The sequence below is a fragment of the Burkholderia sp. WP42 genome (assembly GCF_000745665.1).
GTDB lineage: Bacteria > Pseudomonadota > Gammaproteobacteria > Burkholderiales > Burkholderiaceae > Burkholderia > Burkholderia vietnamiensis.
Window position 1 is genome coordinate 164,181 of the sequence record NZ_JQJT01000011.1, and the last position, 21,817, is coordinate 185,997.

The window sequence follows — 21,817 nt, forward strand, 5'->3', positions numbered from 1 at the left end:
CGGCATGAACGACCGATAGGAGGACCTGGATGTCACTGACCCAACTGCTCGTTCCCACCTTCACCCAGATGCTGCGCGCGCAATCCGCGTGGCTCGACAAGGCGCTCGCGCAGCGGCGGGCCGCGGGCGACGCGGGCGATGCGCTGCTGACGCTGAAGCTCGCGCCCGACATGTATCCGCTCGCCGCGCAGGTGCGCTTCTCGTGCTTTCAGGCGATGGAGCCGGTGTACCGGCTGCGCGGCGAAGCGCTGCCCGACGCGCTGCTCGCGTTGCGCGAAGCCGGCTGGCAGGCGGACGCGCAACCGGGCACGCTGAGCGATGCGCAGGGCATCGTCGCCGGCACGATCGCGTTTCTCGGCGAGCTCGCGCCCGACGCGCTCGATGGCGGCGCGACACGGCCGATCTCGCTGCAACTGCCGAACGGCACCGCGTTCGACATGACGGGCGAGCAGTACGCGCGCGACTGGGCGCTGCCGCAGTTCTACTTTCATGCAGTTGCGGCGTACGCGATCCTGCGCCATCACGGCGTCGATCTCGGCAAGGCCGACTACGTGCCGCACATGCTCGCGTACGTGCGCCCGGACACGATCCCGCAGGGCTGAGCGCGCGGGCCGGGGGCCCGCGATGCGCGGCGATCGCCGCGATCGCCGCAACCGACGCAGCGCTCAGCGATACCAGCGCGGCGTATACACCCACTCGCGTCCGTCGCCGATCGCGAAGCGCCGGGTCGTCGACGAGCCGACGATCACCATCGTGCGCATGTCCACCTGATCGCTGCGCAGCGCGCCGAGCGTCGTCGTCACGAGCGTCGCGCCGGGCCGGCCGATGTCGCGCCCGAGCACGACGACCGTATCGGCGGCGCGATGCGCGCGCACCGCGTCGAGCGCGCGATCGAGCTGCCACGGCCGCGCACGCGAGATCGGGTTGTAGAACGCCATCACCAGATCGGCTTGCGCCGCGTGCCGCAGGCGCGTCTCGATCACCTCCCACGGCTTCAGGTTGTCCGAGAGCGAGATCGCGCAGAAGTCGTGGCCGAGCGGCGCGCCGGCCTGCGCGGCGGTCGCGAGCGACGCCGACACGCCGGGTTCGATGCGCAGCTCGACGGCCGCCCATTGCGGGTCGCGCGCTTCGTCGAGCGCTTCGAGCACGGCCGCGGCCATCGCGAACACGCCGGGGTCGCCCGACGACACGACCGCGACGCGCCGGCCCTCGGCCGCCAGTTCGAACGCATGGCGCGCGCGCTGCATTTCCTCGCGATTGTCGGTGCCGTGCACGCGCTGATCCGCCCGGAACGGCCCGGCCATCGTCACGTAGGTCGTGTAGCCGAGGATGTCGGTGGCGTCCGCGAGCGCCGCGCGCGCGGCCGGCGTGAGCCAGGCGGCGTCGCCCGGCCCGAGCCCGAGCACCGTCAGCCGGCCGCGCGCGCGACCGAGCGTGGCGGAATCGACCGGCTGCGCCGCCACGGCGCACGCGAGGCCGCCGGACGCGCCGCGCAGCGTGTGAGCGACGCGCAAGGTGCGGCCGAGCAGCGCGGCGGCATCGGAGCCGGCATCCACATCGGCGAAACGCAGCGGCACGCCGAGCGTGTGCGCTGCCGCGTCGAGCCGTGTATCGCCGAGCAACGTCGCGGGCGCGACGAGTGCCGCCAGCGCCTGCCGCGCGAGACCGTGCGTATCGAGCAAGGCGCCGATGCGCTGCGCGAGCAACGGATCGGCTTGCTCGCCGCACGACACCGCAGCGTCGGCCCGCACGCCCTGTGCATCGACGCCGACCACCACGCTGCGCGGATGAATCACCAGTTCGTCGCGTGCGCCGCGCCACGCATCCGCCGTCACGCGGATCGCATGCGCGGCGGCGGCGTCGCGCGGCAGCGCGACGTCGTCGAGCCACGGCGCCGCGCCGTCGATGCGCGTGGCGGCCCCGGCGAGCAGGTCGGACACGAAGCGCTTGCCTTGCTGCAGATCGGCGAGCGCGTAGCCGTCGGGCGGATTGAGCACGCACGCGCCGAAGCGCAACTCGCCGCTCGTCGTGATCGCCGGCGCGACGCCGAGCGCGTCCGCGATTTCGCGCGCGATCGCGTTGACGCCGGTCAGCCCGCCGAGCAACGGCACGACGGCCGAGCCGTCTTCCGCGACCGCGAGCACCGGCGGCTCGACGCCCTTGTCGGCGAGCGCGGGCGCGATGCAGCGGATCACGATGCCCGCCGCGCACAGCGCGACGATCGGCGCGCCGCGCGCATAGAGTTCGCGCAGCTGCGCGCCGAGCTCGTCGAACGGCACGTCCGCGTCGACGCGCGACGCGAGCCCGTGCACGCGCGCGCCCGGATAACGCGCCTGGATGCGCCGCGCGGTGTCGAGCGCGCCCGCGCCGAGGATCACGATCGCGGGCGGAGTCGTCATCCTTGCCATTTTTCCCCCGGCACGACGAGCAGCGAGAAATACGGCGACGCCATCGGATCGACGTCGTCGAGCGGCACGATCCGCTGCGTGGCCATCGTCGCGCGCTCGACGTACAGCGCACGCTTCGCGAGGCCGAGTTCGTCGAGCACGCGCCGCACCTTGTCGAAGTTGCGGCCGAGCTTCATCACGACGGCCGCGTCGGCCTGCGCGAGCCGCGTGCGCAGTTCGTGCTCGGGCAGCACGCCGGACAGCACCGACAGGCTCTGGTTGCGATACACGAGCGGCTGGCCGAGCACGGCCGTGCCGCCGAGCATCGCGCACACGCCGGGAATCACTTCGGTGTCGTAGCGCGGCGCGAGGCGATCGTGCAGGTACATGTACGACCCGTAGAAGAACGGATCGCCTTCGCAGATCACCGCGACGTCGCGCCCCGCGTCGAGATGCGACGCGACGATCGCGGCGGCCGTGTCGTAGAAGTCGGCGATCACGGTCTCGTAGCAGAGCGGCGGCGGCAACGCCTCGGTCGTCACCGGATAGACGAGCGGCAGCTGCGTCTGCGTGTCGAGCAGGTGGGCTTCGACGATCCCGTACGCGTTGCCTTTCTTGCCCTTCGCGACGAAATACGCGACCACCGGCGCGGCCTGCAGCACCCGCAACGCCTTGATGGTCATCAGTTCCGGGTCGCCGGGGCCGACGCCGACGCCGAACAGCCGTCCGCGCGCGGCCGTCATTCGGCCTCCGTGGCCAGCGCGTTGACCGCGGCCGCGGCCATCGCGCTGCCGCCGCGCCGGCCGAGCAGCGCGACGTACGGCACGCCGCGGCTGTCGGCGTCGAGCAGCGCCTTCGATTCGGCCGCGCCGATGAAGCCGACCGGAAAGCCGAGGATCAGCGCCGGGCGCGGCGCGCCGGCGTCGAGCATGTCGAGCAGATGAAACAGCGCGGTCGGCGCGTTGCCGATCACGACCACGCTGCCGGCCAGATGCGGGCGCCACAGTTCGAGCGCCGCGGCCGAGCGCGTGTTGCCGAGCTCGCGTGCGAGCGCGGGCACTTCCGGCTCGCCGAGCGTGCAGATCACGCGATTGCCGGCCGGCAGCCGCGCGCGCGTGATGCCTTCGGCGACCATTTTCGCGTCGCACAGGATCGGCGCGCCGGCCGCGAGCGCGCTGCGGCCCGCGTGGCCCGCGCCCGCGGAAAAACGCAGGTCGTACACGATGTCGATCATCCCGCACGCGTGGATCACGCGTACCGCGAGTTTCTCGAGATCGGGCGGAATCCGCGTCAGATCGGCCTCGGCGCGGATCGTCGCGAACGACTGGCGGTAGATCTCCTGCCCGTCGCGAATGTAGTCAAGCATCGGTGGTGTCCTGGCTGTGCCGCGCGCCCGTCAGTCGGGCTGCGGCCTGGTCAATCGTCAGATGGCGCGCGAGCGGGGCGCCGGGGCCCACGGTCGTATCGCGCCGGTAAAGGTCGTAGCGTGCGGGCGCCACCGCGATCAGCGTGTAGGCCGCGGGATGCGGCAGCGCGCAATGGCGCTCGCAGCCGCTCAGATGCACGTCGAGCGGCCGGCCGACGCGCGCGGCGAGCGCGAGCGCATCGCCTTTGGTATCCGCGCGCGCCTTCGCGCAGCCCGCGCTGCCGGTGCACGCGACCAGCGTCGCGAGCGGGTCGAGCGGCGTGCAGACGAGGCCCAGCGACGCGAGCGCGGCCAGCACGGCCGGCGCGCGCGCGACGCGCACGCCGTGCACGAAGACGCCTTGCCACGGCGTCATCGACAGCGTGCCGTCGCCGTCGGCGTCGGCCAGTGCGGCGAGCCGCTCCAGCAGCGCGGCATCGAGCCGGCCGAGCACGAACTGCGCGCCGACGCTGCAGCGATCGGCGTCGCGCGTCGGCCGTGCGCCGAAGCGCAGCGCGGCGTCGGCCGGCGGACGCCGCCAGCCGGCGAGCGCCGGATCGGCCGCGAGCGGGAACGGCGCGTAGTGCTGCGCGCGCGCGACGAGCGCGCGTTCACCGCCGTCGGCGAGCAGCGCCCGCATGCGCGTGACGCCGGCCGGTGCCAGATCGAGGAACGCGAGCAGCAACGCGCGCACCAGTTCGACGGCCTGGTGCGGCGCGACGTCGAACGATGCGGGCCGGTCGCCGGGCGCGACCGGCGGACAGCCGGCGAGGCCCGCGGCGATGCGCGGCGCGCCGTCGTCGCGCCGCCATGCGGCGAGCCAGATGTCGTGCGGATGATCGAGCGCCGCGACCGCTTCGCCGCCGTCCAGCTGGATCGAGAATTTCGGCGACAGCTCACCGCGGCGCGGCTCGTGCGTCAGCATGTCGAGCAGCGGGCGCGCGAGCGCGCGGCTGTCGACGAGCGCGGCGCGATCGAGCCCGGCGAGCGGGCTCAGCAGCAGGTTGCGCACGTCGTCGCTCGCGGCGAGCGCGGCGCGGGCGTCGTCGGCGTCGCTTGCACCGACCGCATCCGCGCCGGAGCGCGCACCGGAGTACGCGGCCGAGTTGGGGCCGAGGCCCGCGTCGAGCAGGGCGCCGGCGAGCGGCGCGGCCGCGCCGTCGCGAATGCCGCGCAGTTGCAGGTTCGCGCGGTTGGTCGCGTCGATCAGGCCGGAGCCGTACCGGCGCGCGGCGTCGGCGATCGCGCGCGCCTGCGCGGCGGCGAGCCGGCCGCCGGGCAGCTTGATCCGGCACAGGCCGCCGTCTGCGGCCGCGACGACGCGCATGAGCCCCGGGCACGCCGACGGGCGCACGACGGGCAACGCAGGATTCGAATCGGGGGCGGAACTCAACGGGATAGCGGGCAGTGTGGCGCCGCGGCCAACGCATCGGTACACCCCGCCCGACGCCGACTGGCACGCACGCACTTTCTGGCCGGCAGGTCTCCTGGCTGACAGGTCGGCGCCGGCTCCCGGCCTTCCCGGTGAAACCAGTGGCATGTGGCGGAGCGCGGCTCGCTGTCTACAGTTGCGGGGGCAGCCACAGCGGCGCGGCGCGCCCTGTGTTCCCTCTTCGGCCCCGAAGGGCACCGGCGAACGAACGGCCGTAGGATACCCGATTTCACCGCCGCTTCGCGACCGCCGAACGGCGGTGTGGGCCGACGCGAAAACGCTGCGCGGCGGCGCGGCCGGCGGATGGAAACGCGCGGTGGAACACGCTACCATGCCGTCTTTCGCAATGCGGATCGCCGCACCGGCGCGCGCGTGTGCGCCGCGCGCGGCGACTCGATGGAACCGGACGATGGGGAAGGGTGGATGACGGCGTGGCTGACGGTAGTGGGCATCGGCGACGACGGCTACGCGGGGCTCGGGCGCAGCGCGCGGCGCGCGCTGCTCGACGCGACGCGGATCGTCGGCGCGCGGCGGCACCTCGACATGCTGCCGGCGCGGCTGACGGCCGCGCGCGAAGCGTGGCCGTCGCCGTTCGATCTGTCGGGCCTGCTCGCGACGCGCGGCGCGCCCGTCTGCGTGCTCGCGAGCGGCGACCCGATGCTGTTCGGGGTCGGCGCGACGCTCGCGCGTGAGCTGGGCGCCGACGAATGGCGCGTGCTGCCCGCGCCGTCGTCGCTGTCGCTTGCGGCCGCGCGCCTCGGCTGGGCGTTGCAGGACGTCGGCGCCGTGTCGCTCGTCGGCCGGCCGCTCGCGACACTCGCGCGCCACCTGCTGCCGGGCCGGCGCCTGTTCGTGTTGAGCGCGGACGGCCGCACACCGGCCACGGTCGCCGCCGAACTGACGGCACGCGGCTTCGGGCCGACCCGCATCAGCGTGTTCGAGCACCTCGGCGGCCCGCTGGAGCGGCGCATCGACGGCCTCGCGCACGACTGGCGGATCGACGAAACCGCGGCGCTCAATCTCGTCGCGCTCGACTGCGTGGCCGGCGCCGATGCGCCGCGCCGCGCGCTCACACCGGGCCTGCCCGACGACGCATACCGGCACGACGGCCAGCTCACCAAGCGCGACATGCGCGCGCTGACGCTCGGGCGTCTCGCGCCCGCGCCGGGCGAGCTGCTGTGGGACGTGGGCGCGGGCAGCGGCTCGATCGGCATCGAATGGATGCGGGCGCATCCGTCGTGTCACGCCATCGCGATCGAGTCGCACGCGGAACGGCAGCGTTACATCGAACACAACCGCGACGCGCTCGGCGTGCCGGGCCTGCAACTCGTCGCCGGGCGCGCGCCCGCTGCGCTCATGGGGCTGGCGCCGCCCGACGCGATCTTCATCGGCGGCGGCGCGACCGGGGCCGGCGTGCTCGACGCGTGCTGGGCCGCGCTGAAGCCGGGCGGGCGGCTCGTCGCGAACGCGGTGACGCTGCAGGGCGAGCTCGCGCTCGCCGCGTGGCGCGACGCACACGGCGGCACGCTCACGCGCGTGTCGCTCGCGCATGCCGAGCCGCTCGGCCGCTTCGACACGTGGCGGCAGCCGCTGCCGGTCACGCTGTACGACGTGCGCAAGCCCGACGCGGGCGCTGCATGATGCGCGACGAAACGCCCGAACAGCCGGCGCCGCTGCGGTTCGGCTACACGACCGGCAGCTGCGCCACCGCGACGTCGCTCGCGGCCGCGCGCCTGCTGCTCGGCGGCCGTGCCGACGATGCGGTCGAGATCGTGTTGCCGAAGGGCCAGCGCGTGATGATGCGGCTCGAATTCTGCCGGACCACGGCGGCCGGCGCCGAAGCCGGCACGATCAAGGACGCCGGCGACGATCCCGACGTCACGCACGGCGCGCTGGTGTTTGCGCGCGTCGCGCTGTCGGCCGCGCCGGGCGTGCGCTTCCATGCGGGGCCGGGCGTCGGCACGGTGACGCGCGCGGGGCTCACGCTGCCGATCGGCGAGCCGGCGATCAACCCGGTGCCGCGCCAGATGATGACGACGCACCTCGACGCGCTCGCGGCCGAGCACGGCTATACGGGCGGATTCGACGTGACGATCGGCGTCGAGGGCGGCGAGGCGCTCGCACTGAAGACGATGAACCCGCGGCTCGGCATCGTCGGCGGCCTGTCGATCCTCGGCACGACCGGCATCGTGCGGCCGTTCTCCTGTGCGGCGTACATCGCATCGATCCATCAGGGCATCGACGTCGCGCGCGCGAACGGCATCGCGCACATCGCCGCGTGCACCGGCAACGCGAGCGAGGACGCGATGCGCGCGCACTACGGGCTACCCGACATCGCGCTGATCGAGATGGGCGATTTCGCGGGCGCGGTGCTCAAGCATCTGCGCCGGGCGCCGCTCGCGCGCGTGTCGATGTGCGGCGGTTTCGGCAAGCTCAGCAAGCTCGCGGCCGGCCATCTCGACCTGCACAGCCGCCATTCGAGCATCGACCTGCCGCTGCTCGCGCAGTGGGCGGCCGACGCCGGCGCGAGCGACGCGCTGCAGGCCGCGATGCGCGCGGCCAACACGAGCCAGGAAGCGCTGAAGCTCGCGCTCGCCGACGGCGTGCCGCTCGGCGACATCGTCTGTGCACATGCGCTGCGCGTCGCGCGCGACATCGTGCCGGCCTCGGTCGCGGTCGAGATGTTCGCGATCGATCGGCAAGGGCGCTTCGTCGGGAGTGCGCGATGAGTGCGCGCATCCTGCTGCTCGGCGGCACCGGCGACGCGTTGAAGATCGCGCGCGCCCTCGGCCCGCGACACGTGTACAGCCTCGCGGGCCTCGGCAAGGTGCCCGACGATCTGCGCTGCGCGGTGCGGGTCGGCGGCTTCGGCGGCGCGGCCGGGCTCGCCGCGTATCTGCGCGATGCCGGCATCGGCCGCGTGATCGACGCGACGCATCCGTATGCCGCGCAAATCAGCGCGAACGCGGCCGCCGCCGCGCGCGACGCGCACGTGCCGCTGTGGGCGCTGCGCCGCGCGCCGTGGACGCCCCAGCCGGGCGACGACTGGCGCATGGTCGGCGACTGGGCCGGCATCGAGGCGGCGCTCGCGCCGTTTCGGCGGCCGCTGTTCACGCTCGGCCGCGAGCCGCTCGCGCACCTCGACGCGATCCCGCCGCACCAGTTCTGGGTGGTGCGCTGTCTCGATCCGCATCCGGGCAACGCGCGCGCGCAGATCGTCGCCGCGCGCGGGCCGTACACGCTCGAAGGCGAACGCGCGCTGTTCGCGCTCGCCGGGATCGACGTCGTCGTCAGCAAGAACAGCGGCGGCGCCGCGACCGAGGCGAAGCTCGACGTCGCCCGCGAGCGGCGGCTGCCCGTCGTGATGCTCGAACGTCCGCCGCTGCCCGCCGCCGATCGCATCTTCGACTCGGTCGCCGCGCTGCTCGACGCACTCGATCCGGCCGCGCGCGCGAGACGCGCGCGCGGCCACTCAATGAATTGACGGAGAATTTTCGATGACGGTGTATTTCATCGGCGCGGGCCCCGGCGACCCGGAGCTGATCACGGTGAAGGGCCAGCGCCTCGTGCGCACGTGCCCGGTGATCCTGTACGCAGGCTCGCTCGTGCCGCCCGCCGTGCTCGACGGCCATCGCGCGGAGCAGGTCGTCAATACCGCCGACCTCGATCTCGACGCGATCGTCGCATTGCTCGCCGACGCGCATGCGAAAGGGCAGGACGTCGCGCGCGTGCATTCGGGCGATCCGTCGTTGTACGGCGCGATCGGCGAGCAGATCCGCCGGCTCGACGCGCTCGGGATCCCGTATCAAATCGTGCCGGGCGTGACGGCGACGGCCGCATGCGCTGCGACGCTCGGCGTCGAGCTGACGCTGCCCGGCGTCGCGCAGACGGTGATCCTCACGCGCTTCGCGGGCAAGACGACGATGCCGGAAGGCGAAGCGCTCGGCGCGCTCGCCGCGCATCGCGCGACGCTCGCGATCCATCTGGGCGTGCGTCACCTCGCACGCATCGTCGACGAAGTGCTGCCGCACTACGGGCCCGATTGCCCGGTCGCGGTGATCTATCGCGCGAGCTGGCCCGACGAGGAGCGCGTGACCGGCACGCTGGCCGACATCGTCGCGAAGGTCGACCGCACGGCCATCGAGCGCACCGCGCTGATCCTGATCGGCCGCGTGCTCGACGCGCACGGATTCGCCGACTCGACGCTCTATGCGAGCGCGCGGTGAGCCGCCGCGCGGCAACGCGCGGGGCGGGCGTCGCGACCGGCCGGCCACGGGACAACCTGACATGAGCATCCGAATCCGGCCGCGCGTCGTACGTTTTGCGACCGAGCTTGCAGCCGCGCTCGTCACCGTAATCGCCGCCGCGCCCGTGCTTGCCGCTGCGCCGTCGGACGAAGCCCGTGCGGTGCCGTTCGTCGAAGTCGCGAAAACCGCGGCGCCCGATCGTGACTGGCAGCGCAACCTATGCGCGCTCGTTTCGGCGAAGTGCGACGCCGATGCCGATGCGAAGCCGTCGCTGTATCGCATCAAAGGCGACGGGCCGGCCGACTACTACGCGATCCTGCCGGGCCCGCAATTGCTGAAGCTCGGCTACGCGGCAGGCTGGAAGGTGCTGCAGCGCTGGGATTTCTCCGATTACGCGCCGGCCGAGCGCGAACTCGGCGACGGCACCGCGCCGCCGCTCGATATCTATCCGGCGCTGTATCCGCTCGGCGGCGATCGCGTCGTGGTCGCGGTGCTCGCCGGTTGGTCCGAGATGTATTCGGGCGGCGGCGGTAGCTGGCAAGACGCGGACTTCGTCGAGTTGCTGCCGAACGGCGCGCATGCGAGCCGGCCACGGATCGCGACGCTGCCGTTCAGCTGCAGTAAGACGATTCGTGCGTGTTTCTCGGAGCGCGAGTACAAGCATGCGCCGCATTGCAGCGAGGACTTCGACGGGACGCTGCGGCTGCGCTTCGTGCCCGGTGCGCGGCGCGGCGAGCTCGACTGGATCGCGACCTGGAAGGAGACGCATTGGCCAGGGCTCAAGCCGCGGAGTGCGACCGAGCGCACGTCGGTGTCGGTCACGTTGCCGGCCGGGCAGGACCCGGTGGTCGCCGGCCGCGAATTGCGCGATCGGGTGTCGTTTTGCGAACCGCTCAATTGAGCTTCGCACGCCGCGCTGCATCACAGTGGCGCCGCCGCGGTGCAGGAACGGCGCGGCAAGCGAGCGCCTGACGCGCATCACGCACGCGCGACGCGCCGCGCGACCTGCGGCGCAAAACCGGCCGCGAGCGCGAACAGCACGACGCAAAGGCACGCCATCGCGACCCACGCGGGCGACAGATCGGCCAGATGCTCGCGCACGACGCCGGCCGCGAACGGAAACAGCGCGGCAATCAGATAGCCGATCCCCTGCACGAAGCCGGTCAGCGCTGCCGCGTCGGCCGGCGTCGGCGCATGGTCGACGGTCACGATCAACGACAGCGGAAACAGCGCGCCGATGCCCGCGCCGAGCAGCAGCGCGGCCGGCAGCGCCAGCGTGAGCGGCGCGGCGAGCATCACGAGCAGCCCCGCGAGCAGCGCCGCGATCGCCGCGTACAGCGCCGGACGCCGATCGGGCAGCCGATCGATCGTCGCCGACACCGCGAGCCCCGCGACGACTTCCGCAAGCGTCACGCCGCCGAGCAGACTGCCGGCCGCCGTCGGCGACCAGCCGAGCCGCATGTAGTACGGCGGCAGCCACGCGAGCACGAGCGTATACGCGCCCGTCGCGATCCCGAAGAACAGCGCGAGCCGCCACGCGCGCGGCGAGCGCGACGGCTGCAGCTGCGCGGCGTGCGGCAAACCCGTGGCGGCGCCGCGAACGTCGCCGCCACGGCTGGCGAGCGGCCAAACGAGCGCGGCAACCGCGGCCGGCAGCGCCCAGCCCGCGAGCGCCATCGGCCAATCCCAGCGCGCGGCGGCGAGCGGCGCCACCACGCTCGCCAGCACCGCGCCTCCCATGATCGACGTCGAATAGATGCCCATCGCGCCGCCGATCCGGGTCGGGAAATGCGTCTTCACGAACGCGGGCAGCAAGGCCTGCACCATCGCGATGCCGAGCCCCGCGCAGCCCGCGCTCGCCAGCAGCAGCCACGCGTGCTGCGCGCCGATGCGCGACGCGCATGCGAGCGCGATCAGCACGACGCCGAGCCACACGCCGGCCGCGCAGCCCACGGCACGCTGCAACGGCCGCGCGCCGAGCGCGCCCGCGCCCATCAGCAGGATCGGGATCGTGGTCAACAGGCTCGCCGCGCCGTCGGCGATGCCGGTCGCCCGCTGGATCATGTCGAGCAGCGGGCCGATCGCGGCCAGCGCCGGGCGCAGGTTCAGCCCGACCAGGACGATGGCGGCCAGCCGCCATCCGGGGGAAGTGAAACGATTCATCGAACGGCCCTCGAGCGTGGTGCACTGCGCAGGCGTCGGCGCGCGGTGCGTTTTCAGGTAAAGTGTCTCGACATCAAGATAAATGGCAATTTATCTCGACGTCAAGATAACTGCCGACCCGAGGAGGGTTAATGGATCGAGCCGCGCATGCGCTCGCGCAATGGCGCGCCGAGCGTCCGGATCTGGATGCAACGTCGATGCTGGTGATGGGGCGGCTGCAGGAAGCCGCGCTCGTGATCGCGCGCGACGGGCTGAATCCGCTGTTTGCACGCTACGGCCTTCAGCCGGGCGAATTCGACGTGCTGGCGACGCTGCGCCGCAGCGGCGCGCCGTTCGCGCTGACGCCGACGGCGCTGTACGACGCGCTGATGATGTCGTCGGGCGGCATGACCGCGCGCATCGATCGCCTGCAGAAGGCCGGCTGGGTCGAACGCCGGCCGAATCCGGCCGACGGCCGCGGCACGCTCGTCGCGCTGACCGACGCCGGCCGGGCGCTGATCGACGAAGCGGTGGGCGCGCACGTCGACAATCAGCGCGCGATGCTCGCCGCGTTGTCGGACGCGGAGCAGGCGCAACTGGCGGCGTTGCTGGAAAAGCTGCTGGCGGGACTCGGGGAGGGAAGTTCGGGGTCCGACGGGCAATAGCGGTCGGAAAGCGGGGGCCGAATACGACGCGGCGGCAGGTGTTCGGGTGTGCAGGTATGCAGGGGTGTACGACCGACCGCGACCCATGCACGAACCGCCACGTGAACACCCACCGCACACCGCGGCGGGCGCAATAGCCGGCAGCCGGCGGTTCCCGCCGGCGCCGGCCCGTGCCGCGCGTCAGTCGCGTGCCGGGATATTGAGCCCGCGCGCGACGGCCGGCCGCGCGACGAATGCGTCGAGCGCGCGCGCGACGTGGCGGAATTCGCCGAAGCCGACCAGGTCGCCCGCCTCGTAGAAACCGACCAGGTTCCGCACCCACGGGAAGATCGCGATGTCGGCGATCGTGTACGTATCGCCCATCATCCACGTGCGGTTCGCGAGATGCGCGTCGAGTACGCCGAGCAGGCGCTTGGACTCGGCGACGTAACGGTCGCGCGGACGCTTGTCGTCGTAGTCGCGGCCGGCGAATTTGTGGAAGAAGCCGACCTGGCCGAACATCGGCCCGATGCCGCCCATCTGGAACATCACCCACTGGATCGTCTCGTAGCGGCCCGCTGCGTCCTTCGGGATCAGCTGGCCGGTCTTGTCGGCGAGATAGAGCAGGATCGCGCCGGACTCGAACAGCGCCAGCGGCCGGCCGTCGGGGCCGTTCGGATCGATGATCGCCGGAATCTTGTTGTTCGGGTTCAGCGACAGGAACTCGGGCGACAACTGGTCGTTCGTGTCGAAGCGCACGAGATGCGGCTCGTACGGCAGGTCGGTTTCCTCGAGCATGATCGACACCTTGACGCCGTTCGGCGTGGGCAGCGAGTACAGCTGGAGGCGGTCCGGGTGCCGGGCCGGCCATTTTTTCGTGATCGGGAAGGCGGACAGATCGGGCATGGCGTTTCGCTCGTCAACGTTGAGAATCGCGCTCCGGCCGGCCGCCGCGCATCCTTGCCGCGGCGACATGGACGCGACGAACGCATCGAGAGGCGGGCGGGGCGCGCCGAAAGGAGGCCCACTGTAGCCGATCGCCGCGATCCGTGCAGACCGTGCCCGCGGCGCGCGCGTTCGTGCGCCCGGGCCCCGAGTCAGAAGTTGTGCCGCAGGCCGACCATCGCGGCCGTCGTGCCAACGCCGGGCGCGACCGCCGTTGTCGTCGACGCCGGTCGGCATTCCGACCGGCGCAATTGGTTACAAATCGACACCGTGCCCGATGCGCGGACGTTGCAGACTACGCGGCGTACCGGCTCGGCGACGCGCTCACGCGCGGCGCCGCATGCCGCCGACGGACCTCGACTCACGGACCCCGATGAAGTTTCCCACGCTCCTGATGCTCGGCTGCGGCGCCACGCTGCTGGCCGCCTGCCACCTGCTCCGCGATGGCCCGAGCGCCGCCGACGTCGACGCCGCGGTGCGCCGCGCGCTCGAAGCGGAAAACCACGGCGGCCTCAATGCGCTGTTCGGCCAGCCGCTGCCGGTGTCGGCCGACGTGATCTCGGCGAAGCCCGACGGCGACTGCAGAAAGGCCGGCGAACGCACGTATGCCTGCGACGTCGTGGTCACGTGGCGCAATACCGATTACGCGCCGTCGCGCGCGAACCTGACGTTCGTGCAGGCCGCCGACGGTTCGTGGCAAACCTCGGGCGTCGATGCGGCGATCGCGACGGGCGCCGCCAAGTCGCTGATCGACCGGATCGGCAAGGCGTGGCCAGGGAGTTCCGCGAGCGCGGCGACCGCGCGGCAATGACGGGACGAAGGGCGCTACGGGCACGCGTCCCTTCGTCGCACCATCATCCGTATTCGGGTCTGGATATAGGGAAAACCCTTAATTCGAGATATAATCGGCGGCCAGAAGAAAGGTCGAACCATGCCCGAACGTTTCCATTCCCTCGAAAAATTCGTGTTCTCGCTCGTCGTGCTGTCCGCAGTCGTCTGCTCGGCATTCCTCGCGTACGAGCGTCATCCTGAAATCAAGATCGCACTGCACGAAGGCGAAGCGCTGATGCGCGAAAGCGCGAAGTATTCGGTCGTCTGCTCGCCGTCGAAGTACGATCCTTGCGCCGAGATGTCGGCTTACTGATCGAAGTTATGGGGTAGATCGCGGAAAATCGAGCGGTCGCCCGCCATCGCGGCCCGGGCCGTCGCTCAGATTTCCCCCGGCGATTCGGCAGCACGCCGCCCGAACCACCGGGCGCGGCGACACCCTGAACAACGTGAACAACGGCCCCGCATCGAGCCATCGAGCGGGGCCGTCGTCATTGCGACGCGCACGAATCGTCGTCGACGGCCGCCGCCGATGCACCGGTGGCGGCTTCGGCCCGTGCCTGCCGCACCGTATCCGACGCCACTGCCTGCAGCCGTTGCGCGAGCTGCGGTGTAATGCCGAGCTGCGCAGCCGCTTGCTCGCGCGCGCCGAGCGTGCGCACATCGACGCCAGCGATCTGCTGGAACAGCACGAGCGCGCTCAGATAGGCGCCGGTCACGCCCGGATGCAGATAGTCGGGCCGCGAGATCGGCGGGTCGTTGTCCGCGCGGATTCCGTACCACAGCAGCGGCGCGCCGGAGCGCGCATACGGGTCGGGATCGGCGACGCCGGTCGCCCAGGCACGCAGCCATGCGCGTCCGACCGGCGCGACCGCGACGATTGCCGGGTCGCTCCGGCGCGCACGCGCGAATGCGTCGCGATACGCGGCGACGAGCTCGGTCAGCCGGGCGAGGTAGCGGCCATGAAAACCGGCGCTGCCCGGCTCGCCGGCCAGCGCTCGCGCGAGCTCGGCGCGCGGCCAGGTTTCATATAGATAGACGCGCGCGCGCGGCGCGACCGCCCGGATGCCGCGCGCGAGTTGCGCGACGCTTGCGCAGAACCGGGCCGGATCGCTCGCGGCCGCGTGCGTGAGCGCAAACGGCAACGGCTTCGCGCTCAGTTCCTGCAGCACGACCGCGTCCCAGGTCGGGCAGTCGATCACGTCCGATGCGACACGGCCGTGCTTCGCGAGACTCGTCGCGGACATCGCCTCCAGGTGAACGTCGTAGTCGAGCCCGGCTTCGGCGGCAAAGCGCGCGAAGATGCCCGGAATGCCACCCCACGGACCGCGCTCGCGTTCCGCTCGCGCGCCGGTCTGCCCGAAGTTCTCGTCGACGACGCGCGCGGTGCCGTCGACTTCCCGGCCGCCCGCGTCCATTGCACCGTACGAACGCACCGGTTCGTAGCGGCCGTGCGTGAGGCTGTCGCCGACGAACAGAATATGCAGCGGCGCTCGCTCGCGCGGCACGGCTGGCGTGCCGGGCGCGTCGCCGCCCGACGCAGCGGCGGCAGGACCGGCGATCAGCCACAGCGCGACGCACGTCAGCGCGCGATGCGCGACGCGGCGACAGGAGCATGGCACGGCGGATCGTTCGGTCATTGCGGCGTTCCGGAAAGACGCGTCGCCGCAGTATTTCATGAAGCGACGCGACCGCACAGGCCGCGCCGCGCGTGCGGTAGACTGCCCGCTGGCTACCGCGCGTGTGCACCGCCCATCACGCATCCATCACCCACCGCCTCGGCCCACATGGACCGCATCGATGCGATGAAAGCGTTCATCGTCACGCCGGCGCGGGCCATCGCGTTCGACTTTCGCCGGCCGCGGATGCGGATAGCCGCGCGACCGTTTTTCGAGGCGCACACGAGCACCGCGCTGCCGCACCGGACCACGCGGACGATCCGGCTGAGCGCGACCCCGCCGCAGCACTCCGATCCAGGACATCGCAGGAGACAAGGACATGATTCGACCGACCGACAACCGGACGCTGTTGCGCACGCTCGGCGTGCGTATCCCGATCATCCAGGCGCCGATGGCCGGCGTCGGCACGCCGGCGCTGGCGGCCGCCGTGTCGAATGCGGGCGGGCTCGGCTCGCTCGGCGTCGGCGCGACGAACGCCGAAGGCGCGCGCAAGATGATCCGCGACACGCGCGCGCTCACCGAGCGGCCGTTCAACGTCAACCTGTTCTGCCACCAGCCGGCCCGCGCCGATGCCGCCGTCGAACGCGCGTGGCTCGACTGGCTCGCGCCGGCGTTCCGCGAGCAGCGCGCGGCGCCGCCCGCATCGCTCGCCGAAATCTACACGAGCTTCGTCGCCGACGATGCGATGCTCGAGATGCTGCTCGACGAAAAGCCGGCCGTCGTCAGCTTTCATTTCGGCTTGCCGTCCGATGAAGCCATCGCCGTGCTCAAGCGCGCGGGCATCACGCTGTTCGCCACCGCGACCCATCCCGACGAAGCCGCGCAGATCGCCGCGGCCGGCATCGACGCGATCGTCGCGCAGGGCATCGAGGCCGGCGGGCACCGCGGCGTATTCGACTCGACCGAACGCGATGACGGGCTCGGCACGTTCGCGCTCACGCGCCTGCTCGTGCGCGAATGCGCGGTGCCGGTGATCGCGGCGGGCGGCATCATGGACGGCGAAGGCATCGCCGCGGTGCTCGCGCTCGGCGCGCAGGCCGCCCAGCTCGGCACCGCGTTCGTCGCGTGTCCGGAGACGTCGATCGACGACGGCTATCGCCGCGCGATCGTCGGCGACGCGGCGCGCCGCACGACCTTCACGACGGCGATTTCGGGGCGCGTCGCGCGCGGCATCGCGAACCGGCTGACCGCCCTCGGCGACGATCCACACGCACCGCCGACGCCTGCCTATCCGATCGCGTACGACGCGGGCAAGGCGCTGCATGCGGCCGCGAAGGCCAACGGCGAATTCGGCTACGGCGCGCAGTGGGCCGGGCAGGCCGCGGCGCTGATCCGGCCGTTGCCGGCGGCGGAACTCGTCGCGGTGCTCGAGCGCGAGACGCGTGACGCCGTCGCACGGTTGCAGCACGCGCTGGACTGATCACACCGGCCGCTCGGCGCGGCGCGTGCCATGGGGCACCCGCACCGGGCGCCGAATTGCAACGTCATGTATCGGCGCGCCGCGCGGATACAGTGAGATACAACGCGTCGGCCGCCGCACGCTATAACGCACACGTGATCGAACGAGGAGTGCGACATGAGTGCCACGTGGTTCAACGGATCGTGCCATTGCGGCGCGGTGAAATTCGCGGTGCGGACCGCGCTCGAGCCGGCCGCTCGCTGCAACTGCAGCCTGTGCCGCCGCCGCGGCGCGCTGATGAGCCCGATGTTCGCCGCGGCCGACCTGAAGATCGTCGAAGGCGAGGACGTGCTGACGCTCTACCGCTTCAACACGCACACGGCGCGCCATTATTTCTGCAGCCGTTGCGGCGTCTATCCGTTCCATCAAACGCGCCGGGATCCGGCATGCTGGCGCGTCAATCTCGGTTGCCTCGACGGCGTCGATCCGTATGCGCTGCCCGCGACCGTCGCCAACGGCGCGAGCCTTTCCGTCGTGGAGGACGCATGAAGCGCTGGCTGATGATCCTGTTGTTCGCCGCAGGCGGCGTCGCGACCGAAGTTGCGCATCCGGTGCAATGCTCGCTGCTGCCGGTCAGCCGGCAGCGTAGCGGCAATCGGCGCGTTCGCGGCGACGGCCGCAGCGTGTGAGCGTGTCGACCGGTTCCGCGCCGATGCCTTGCGATGCGCCGGTGACGACTTTGGAGTTGCTCACGATGTGCGTCGACAGGTAATGGGTTTTCGGCTTGAGCGCCGCCCGGATCGATGGATCCGATGAATCGATGGACGCCACTCTAGGCGCGTCGAGCCGGCGTTCGAACACCCACCGTGGACGAACAGTCTTGCGTCGAAGGGCGGAGAAGGGCGGCGGCGCGGTCATGGCAACACTTCGGCGCATGCACCGATTCCATCGACGAGCCGCGCGACGGCCAGCATCGAACCGGCCGCCGGAGAAGGAAAGCGCACGCAACATCGCGCCACCACGAACCTCAACCGCGCTCGCCCGTGCGCTCGCGGTCGTAGAACGTCGCGAACAGCTCGGATTGCGATCCGACGCCGAGCTTCGCGTAGATATGCTTCTTGTGCGCCCGCACGGTCTCGAACGAAATCGACAGCTTCTCCGCGATTGCACGCGACGAAAATCCACTCAACGACAGCATCGCGACTTCGATCTCGCGCGTGGTCAGCGCGCCGCGCCCGTTTTTTCCGGTGAGCATCCCGAAGCGCGCATGCGGATCGGGCGCCGCGTGCGGTGCCGCCCGAGGCGCGGCGGTCGCGACGAACGTTTCGAAGCGCACGCGCTGCTGCATCAGCGACAGCACCCACGGCGTGTACAGCGTCAGCAGCGCGGTCTCGCGCTCGTCGTACCTGCTCGTCTTGCCGAGCGAGAATCCCAGCGTGTGGTCGCGATCGATCACGACGTTGAAATGCACTTCGTCGCCGACGATGTTCTTCTTGAAGTAGCGCTGGTAGTACTCGGTCGTACGGAAGTTGTCAGGCGCGACGTCGGCGAGCGTGTAGAAGCCCGACGCATGCGTTTCGAAGGCGGCCAGATAGAACGGATCGAGCTGATAGAGCGCGGCGAGATAGTCCTGGAACATCAGGTCGATCTTGCCGTCGGGCAGCGCCTGTTCGGCGAGCACCAGCGGCGCCGCATCGCGCGCGAACAGCAGCGCGACCCAGTTGTCGAAAGCGACGTGCCGCTCGAGGACACGCGTGAGGCGCGCCCAGAAATGCGGGCCATCGAGCGCCTCGATGGCCGAGCCGATCTCCCGATGAAAGGCGAGATCTCGCCATTCGAAGTCCATCGTGTGCTCCGGTGGGGGTAACCCTGGCGGGGAATTTGAGGTCAAAAATAATACCCCGATAATCGCTTCCGGTTCGTTGTGCCGCGGCGCATGCGGCCCGTGCGGCGCACCAGACGCACCAGACGCGCCAGACGCGCCAACGAAAGCCAATTGGAAGGAGAAGGTTTGATGCAGGTAGAACTCGCGCAATTGACGCTCGTCGACGCCGACGTCGCGCACAACACGCGCAAGGTGCTCGACACGATCGAGCGCGCCGATACGGCGGCGGGCACCCGGCTGATCGCGTTCCCCGAAACGACGCTGTCGGGTTTTCCGACGCGCGAGAACGTCGCCGACGTCGCTCAGACGCTCGACGGCCCCGCGTTGTCGGCGGTGCGCGACGCGGCGCGGCGCAAGGGCGTTGCGGTCGCGGTCGGCCTTGCCGAGCGTGACGGCGAGCGCTTCTACAACACGACGGTGCTCGTCGACGAGCAGGGCGACATCGTGCTGCACTATCGCAAGACGCACCTGTGGGCGTCCGACGTCGGCGTGTTCACACCGGGCGAGCGCTTCGCGACCTGCGTGTGGAACGGGCTGACCGTGGGGCTGCTGATCTGCTACGACATCGAGTTTCCGGAAACGGCACGCGCGATCGGCACGCTCGACGCCGATCTGCTGATCGTGACGAACGGCAACATGGACCCGTTCGGCCCCGTGCATCGCCGCGCGATCGTCGCGCGCGCGATGGAGAACCAGATGTTCGCGCTGATGGTGAACCGCTGCGGCAGCGGCGACGACGACCTCACGTTCGCCGGCCTTTCCGCGCTCGTCGATCCGTTCGGCGACACCGTGCTGGAGCTCGGCCGCGACGAAGCGATCGTGCAGGCGCGCATCGATCCGACGCGCCTCGAAGCGAGCCGCGAGCACTACAACTATCTGCACGACGCGCGCGTGGCGCTCGGCCTGACACGCATCGAACAGGTCGACGGACAACGCACGCGCACCATCGAGCCGCCGCGCCGGCGCGGCGAGTAACCGAAAGCACCGCAAGCCGCAGTCCATTCATCGCATGGAGCAGGGCGCGACGCCCGGCCCGTGCGTGCTCGTTCCATTGCGTTGCCGGCCGGACGGCAGACAGATTCGTATTGGCCGCGAAGGCCCGGGAGATAACATGCAAGCCTCGTCAACCCATGAACCGCTGCAGCTGAAGCGCACGCTCGGCCTGCCGTCCGTGCTGCTGTTCGGGCTCGCCTATATGGCGCCGTTGATCGTGTACGGCACGTACGGCGTGCTGGCCAAGGCCAGCGGCGACACGGCCGCGCTCGCCTATCTGCTGGCGCTGGTCGCGATCGCGTTCACCGCGCTCAGCTACGGCAAGCTCGCGCGGCTCTATCCGACCGCCGGCTCGGCCTATACGTACACGCGCAAGACGTTCAATCCGCATCTCGGCTTCATGATCGGATGGGCAACGCTGCTCGATTACTTCTTCCTGCCGATGGTGATCTGGCTGATCGGCGCCGCGTACCTGAATGCGGCATTTCCACACGTGCCGACCTGGATCTGGATCGTCGCGTTCATCGTGTTGACGAGCGGCCTGAACATCGTCGGCATCGAGCTGGCCGCGCGCTTCAACATCGTGCTGATGGTCGTGCAGCTCGCGATCGTCGCGATGTTCGTCGTGCTGTGCTGGCACTATGCGTCGGCAGCGGCGGGCGCGGGCGGCATCGCGATGGCGGAGCCGTTCTTCAAGCCGCACGTACCGTTCGGCGCAACGATGGCCGGCGCGGCGATCGCCGCGTATTCGTATCTCGGCTTCGATGCGGTGTCGACGCTCACCGAAGAAACGATCGATCCGAAACGCAACATGCCGCGCGCGATCCTGCTGATTGCGCTGATCGGCGGCGCAATCTTCGTGATCGCGGCATATGCGATGCAGCTCGCGCATCCGGGCGTGGAATTCAAGGACACGGATTCGGCGGCCTTCGAAGTGGCGAAGATGATCGGCGGCGATCTGTTCGTGACGGTGTTCCTCGCCGGGCTGATCCTCGCGCAGTTCGCGTCCGGCATCTCGGCGCAAGCGAGCGTCGGCCGGTTGCTGTATGCAATGGGCCGCGACGAGATCCTGCCGAAGCGCATCTTCGGGGTCATTCATCCGCGGTTCAAGACGCCGGCCGTGAATATCGCGCTGGCCGGCATCGTCGGGCTGATCGCGTTGAAGCTCGATGTCGCCACCTCGACGTCGTTCATCAACTTCGGCGCGTTCCTTGCATTCACGGCCGTCAATCTGTGCGTGATTCGCCTGTACCTGTCGGGCCGTCATGGCGAGCGCCGGATCGGCGTGTTCGGCGGGCTCGTGTTCCCGGCGATCGGCGCGGTGGCCGACCTCTGGCTGCTGGCGAGCCTCGAGAAAACCGCAATCGTGCTGGGCCTCGTGTGGTTCGGGCTCGGGCTCGTGTATCTGTGCTGGATTACGCGGCTGTTTCGGCAGGCGCCGCCTGAAGTGGCGATTTGAGTTGGGTCGGCGACGCTTGCCGGCGTTGGGCGGCGTCGCGGATGTCAATCATCGCGCCGCCCTGTGGTCGGGCGGTGTCGTCAATGCGGGCGTCAGCGGTTGCGCCGGGCACCACGGCTCGAGTTTGCGATCGGTACGTCGTGGGCCGGGCTAACTGACGATGCTAGTGTCGAGCGCAGCCTTCCCGGCTGACGCGAAGATCGAAGCGCTCGACGTATCGAGTGGCGCACTGCCGGCAGTGCGCCACTAACCTTTCGGTGGGCATCGTTCCGAGCCCGCCAAACCCGCACCGCATTCGATTCGGCGGAACGAGCCTTCGGCGCGTCGCGGTTCGAGTTGCCTGATGTTGCGGCTCATCATCCACTGCGGCAT

General features: G+C 70.8%; 22 protein-coding genes and 1 riboswitch. Of the genes, 13 read left to right on the top strand and 9 right to left on the bottom strand.

Annotated features, from left to right (window positions below):
• Nucleotides 1–29 precede the first annotated feature (29 nt).
• Entirely contained in the window at nt 30–602 is a 573-nt protein-coding gene (locus EX20_RS07480) for a DUF1993 domain-containing protein (protein WP_034193128.1), read from the top strand.
• A gap of 63 nt (nt 603–665) precedes the next feature.
• Here EX20_RS07480 and cobJ read toward each other — a convergent pair whose 3' ends face one another.
• From cobJ to cobG, 4 genes are read right to left on the bottom strand one after another with little or no spacing between them, the layout of a single operon-like run.
• Nucleotides 666–2,399 carry a precorrin-3B C(17)-methyltransferase gene (cobJ, locus tag EX20_RS07485; RefSeq protein ID WP_034193129.1) on the bottom strand — a complete coding sequence of 578 codons (1,734 nt, stop codon included), beginning with the start codon at nt 2,397–2,399 and terminating at the stop codon, nt 666–668.
• A complete protein-coding gene (locus tag EX20_RS07490; protein ID WP_011884842.1) occupies nt 2,396–3,130 on the bottom strand; it encodes a precorrin-2 C(20)-methyltransferase in 735 nt (244 codons plus the stop codon). The genes cobJ and EX20_RS07490 overlap by 4 nt, the downstream gene beginning before the upstream one ends.
• Nucleotides 3,127–3,753 (bottom strand): precorrin-8X methylmutase, encoded by a 627-nt coding sequence (locus EX20_RS07495; protein WP_014723034.1) that lies wholly within the window; start codon nt 3,751–3,753, stop codon nt 3,127–3,129. The genes EX20_RS07490 and EX20_RS07495 overlap by 4 nt, the downstream gene beginning before the upstream one ends.
• Nucleotides 3,746–5,146, bottom strand: coding sequence for a precorrin-3B synthase (cobG, locus tag EX20_RS07500; RefSeq protein WP_081350640.1), 1,401 nt, complete (start codon nt 5,144–5,146; stop codon nt 3,746–3,748). Before cobG ends, EX20_RS07495 begins: the two co-directional genes overlap by 8 nt.
• A gap of 106 nt (nt 5,147–5,252) precedes the next feature.
• Nucleotides 5,253–5,441: riboswitch (cobalamin riboswitch) on the bottom strand.
• Between the two features lie 206 nt (nt 5,442–5,647).
• On the opposite strand from cobG, the gene EX20_RS07505 reads away from it, so the two are divergent.
• The 5 genes from EX20_RS07505 (at nt 5,648) to EX20_RS07525 (ending at nt 10,372) form a co-directional block, all read left to right on the top strand.
• Nucleotides 5,648–6,865, top strand: a complete 1,218-nt coding sequence (locus EX20_RS07505) for a bifunctional cobalt-precorrin-7 (C(5))-methyltransferase/cobalt-precorrin-6B (C(15))-methyltransferase (protein WP_011884847.1) — start codon at nt 5,648–5,650, stop codon at nt 6,863–6,865.
• Complete coding sequence (locus tag EX20_RS07510; RefSeq protein ID WP_011884849.1) at nt 6,865–7,953, top strand: cobalt-precorrin-5B (C(1))-methyltransferase; 1,089 nt, start codon at nt 6,865–6,867, stop codon at nt 7,951–7,953. Before EX20_RS07505 ends, EX20_RS07510 begins: the two co-directional genes overlap by 1 nt.
• The gene (locus tag EX20_RS07515) at nt 7,950–8,708 is read left to right on the top strand and encodes a cobalt-precorrin-6A reductase (protein WP_034193130.1); all 759 of its coding nucleotides are present in this window, start codon (nt 7,950–7,952) and stop codon (nt 8,706–8,708) included. The genes EX20_RS07510 and EX20_RS07515 overlap by 4 nt, the downstream gene beginning before the upstream one ends.
• Before the next feature lie 13 nt (nt 8,709–8,721).
• The gene (cobM, locus tag EX20_RS07520) at nt 8,722–9,450 is read left to right on the top strand and encodes a precorrin-4 C(11)-methyltransferase (RefSeq protein ID WP_034193131.1); all 729 of its coding nucleotides are present in this window, start codon (nt 8,722–8,724) and stop codon (nt 9,448–9,450) included.
• 61 nt (nt 9,451–9,511) lie between these two features.
• Nucleotides 9,512–10,372 (top strand): hypothetical protein, encoded by an 861-nt coding sequence (locus EX20_RS07525; protein ID WP_034193132.1) that lies wholly within the window; start codon nt 9,512–9,514, stop codon nt 10,370–10,372.
• Between the two features lie 77 nt (nt 10,373–10,449).
• On the opposite strand, the gene EX20_RS07530 is transcribed toward EX20_RS07525, so the two are convergent.
• Entirely contained in the window at nt 10,450–11,634 is a 1,185-nt protein-coding gene (locus EX20_RS07530; RefSeq protein WP_014723039.1) for an MFS transporter, read from the bottom strand.
• 131 nt (nt 11,635–11,765) lie between these two features.
• Here EX20_RS07530 and EX20_RS07535 point away from each other — a divergent pair, with 131 nt between their 5' ends.
• Nucleotides 11,766–12,278: a MarR family winged helix-turn-helix transcriptional regulator gene (locus EX20_RS07535; protein ID WP_034193133.1), complete on the top strand. Its 513-nt coding sequence runs from the start codon at nt 11,766–11,768 to the stop codon at nt 12,276–12,278.
• Between the two features lie 180 nt (nt 12,279–12,458).
• On the opposite strand, the gene EX20_RS07540 is transcribed toward EX20_RS07535, so the two are convergent.
• Nucleotides 12,459–13,163 carry a glutathione S-transferase N-terminal domain-containing protein gene (locus tag EX20_RS07540; protein ID WP_014723040.1) on the bottom strand — a complete coding sequence of 235 codons (705 nt, stop codon included), beginning with the start codon at nt 13,161–13,163 and terminating at the stop codon, nt 12,459–12,461.
• A 412-nt stretch (nt 13,164–13,575) separates the two neighbouring features.
• Here EX20_RS07540 and EX20_RS07545 point away from each other — a divergent pair, with 412 nt between their 5' ends.
• Both EX20_RS07545 and EX20_RS07550 read left to right on the top strand, forming a co-directional pair.
• Nucleotides 13,576–14,013 (top strand): hypothetical protein, encoded by a 438-nt coding sequence (locus EX20_RS07545; RefSeq protein ID WP_034193134.1) that lies wholly within the window; start codon nt 13,576–13,578, stop codon nt 14,011–14,013.
• A gap of 120 nt (nt 14,014–14,133) precedes the next feature.
• Nucleotides 14,134–14,346, top strand: coding sequence for a hypothetical protein (locus EX20_RS07550; RefSeq protein WP_011884867.1), 213 nt, complete (start codon nt 14,134–14,136; stop codon nt 14,344–14,346).
• A 175-nt stretch (nt 14,347–14,521) separates the two neighbouring features.
• On the opposite strand, the gene EX20_RS07555 is transcribed toward EX20_RS07550, so the two are convergent.
• The gene (locus EX20_RS07555; protein ID WP_034193196.1) at nt 14,522–15,670 is read right to left on the bottom strand and encodes a hypothetical protein; all 1,149 of its coding nucleotides are present in this window, start codon (nt 15,668–15,670) and stop codon (nt 14,522–14,524) included.
• A 358-nt stretch (nt 15,671–16,028) separates the two neighbouring features.
• On the opposite strand from EX20_RS07555, the gene EX20_RS07560 reads away from it, so the two are divergent.
• Together EX20_RS07560 and EX20_RS07565 are read left to right on the top strand one after the other, a co-directional pair.
• The gene (locus EX20_RS07560; protein WP_034193135.1) at nt 16,029–17,129 is read left to right on the top strand and encodes an NAD(P)H-dependent flavin oxidoreductase; all 1,101 of its coding nucleotides are present in this window, start codon (nt 16,029–16,031) and stop codon (nt 17,127–17,129) included.
• Nucleotides 17,130–17,285: 156 nt separating this feature from the next.
• A complete protein-coding gene (locus EX20_RS07565; RefSeq protein ID WP_011884872.1) occupies nt 17,286–17,657 on the top strand; it encodes a GFA family protein in 372 nt (123 codons plus the stop codon).
• Between the two features lie 84 nt (nt 17,658–17,741).
• Here EX20_RS07565 and EX20_RS31775 read toward each other — a convergent pair whose 3' ends face one another.
• Together EX20_RS31775 and EX20_RS07570 are read right to left on the bottom strand one after the other, a co-directional pair.
• Nucleotides 17,742–18,026 (bottom strand): hypothetical protein, encoded by a 285-nt coding sequence (locus tag EX20_RS31775; protein ID WP_155121854.1) that lies wholly within the window; start codon nt 18,024–18,026, stop codon nt 17,742–17,744.
• A gap of 109 nt (nt 18,027–18,135) precedes the next feature.
• A complete protein-coding gene (locus EX20_RS07570) occupies nt 18,136–18,954 on the bottom strand; it encodes a response regulator transcription factor (RefSeq protein WP_011884874.1) in 819 nt (272 codons plus the stop codon).
• A gap of 168 nt (nt 18,955–19,122) precedes the next feature.
• On the opposite strand from EX20_RS07570, the gene EX20_RS07575 reads away from it, so the two are divergent.
• Both EX20_RS07575 and EX20_RS07580 read left to right on the top strand, forming a co-directional pair.
• Nucleotides 19,123–19,968, top strand: coding sequence for a carbon-nitrogen hydrolase family protein (locus EX20_RS07575; RefSeq protein ID WP_034193136.1), 846 nt, complete (start codon nt 19,123–19,125; stop codon nt 19,966–19,968).
• A 136-nt stretch (nt 19,969–20,104) separates the two neighbouring features.
• Nucleotides 20,105–21,445 (top strand): APC family permease, encoded by a 1,341-nt coding sequence (locus tag EX20_RS07580; protein WP_011884877.1) that lies wholly within the window; start codon nt 20,105–20,107, stop codon nt 21,443–21,445.
• The last annotated feature ends 372 nt before the right edge of the window (nt 21,446–21,817 follow it).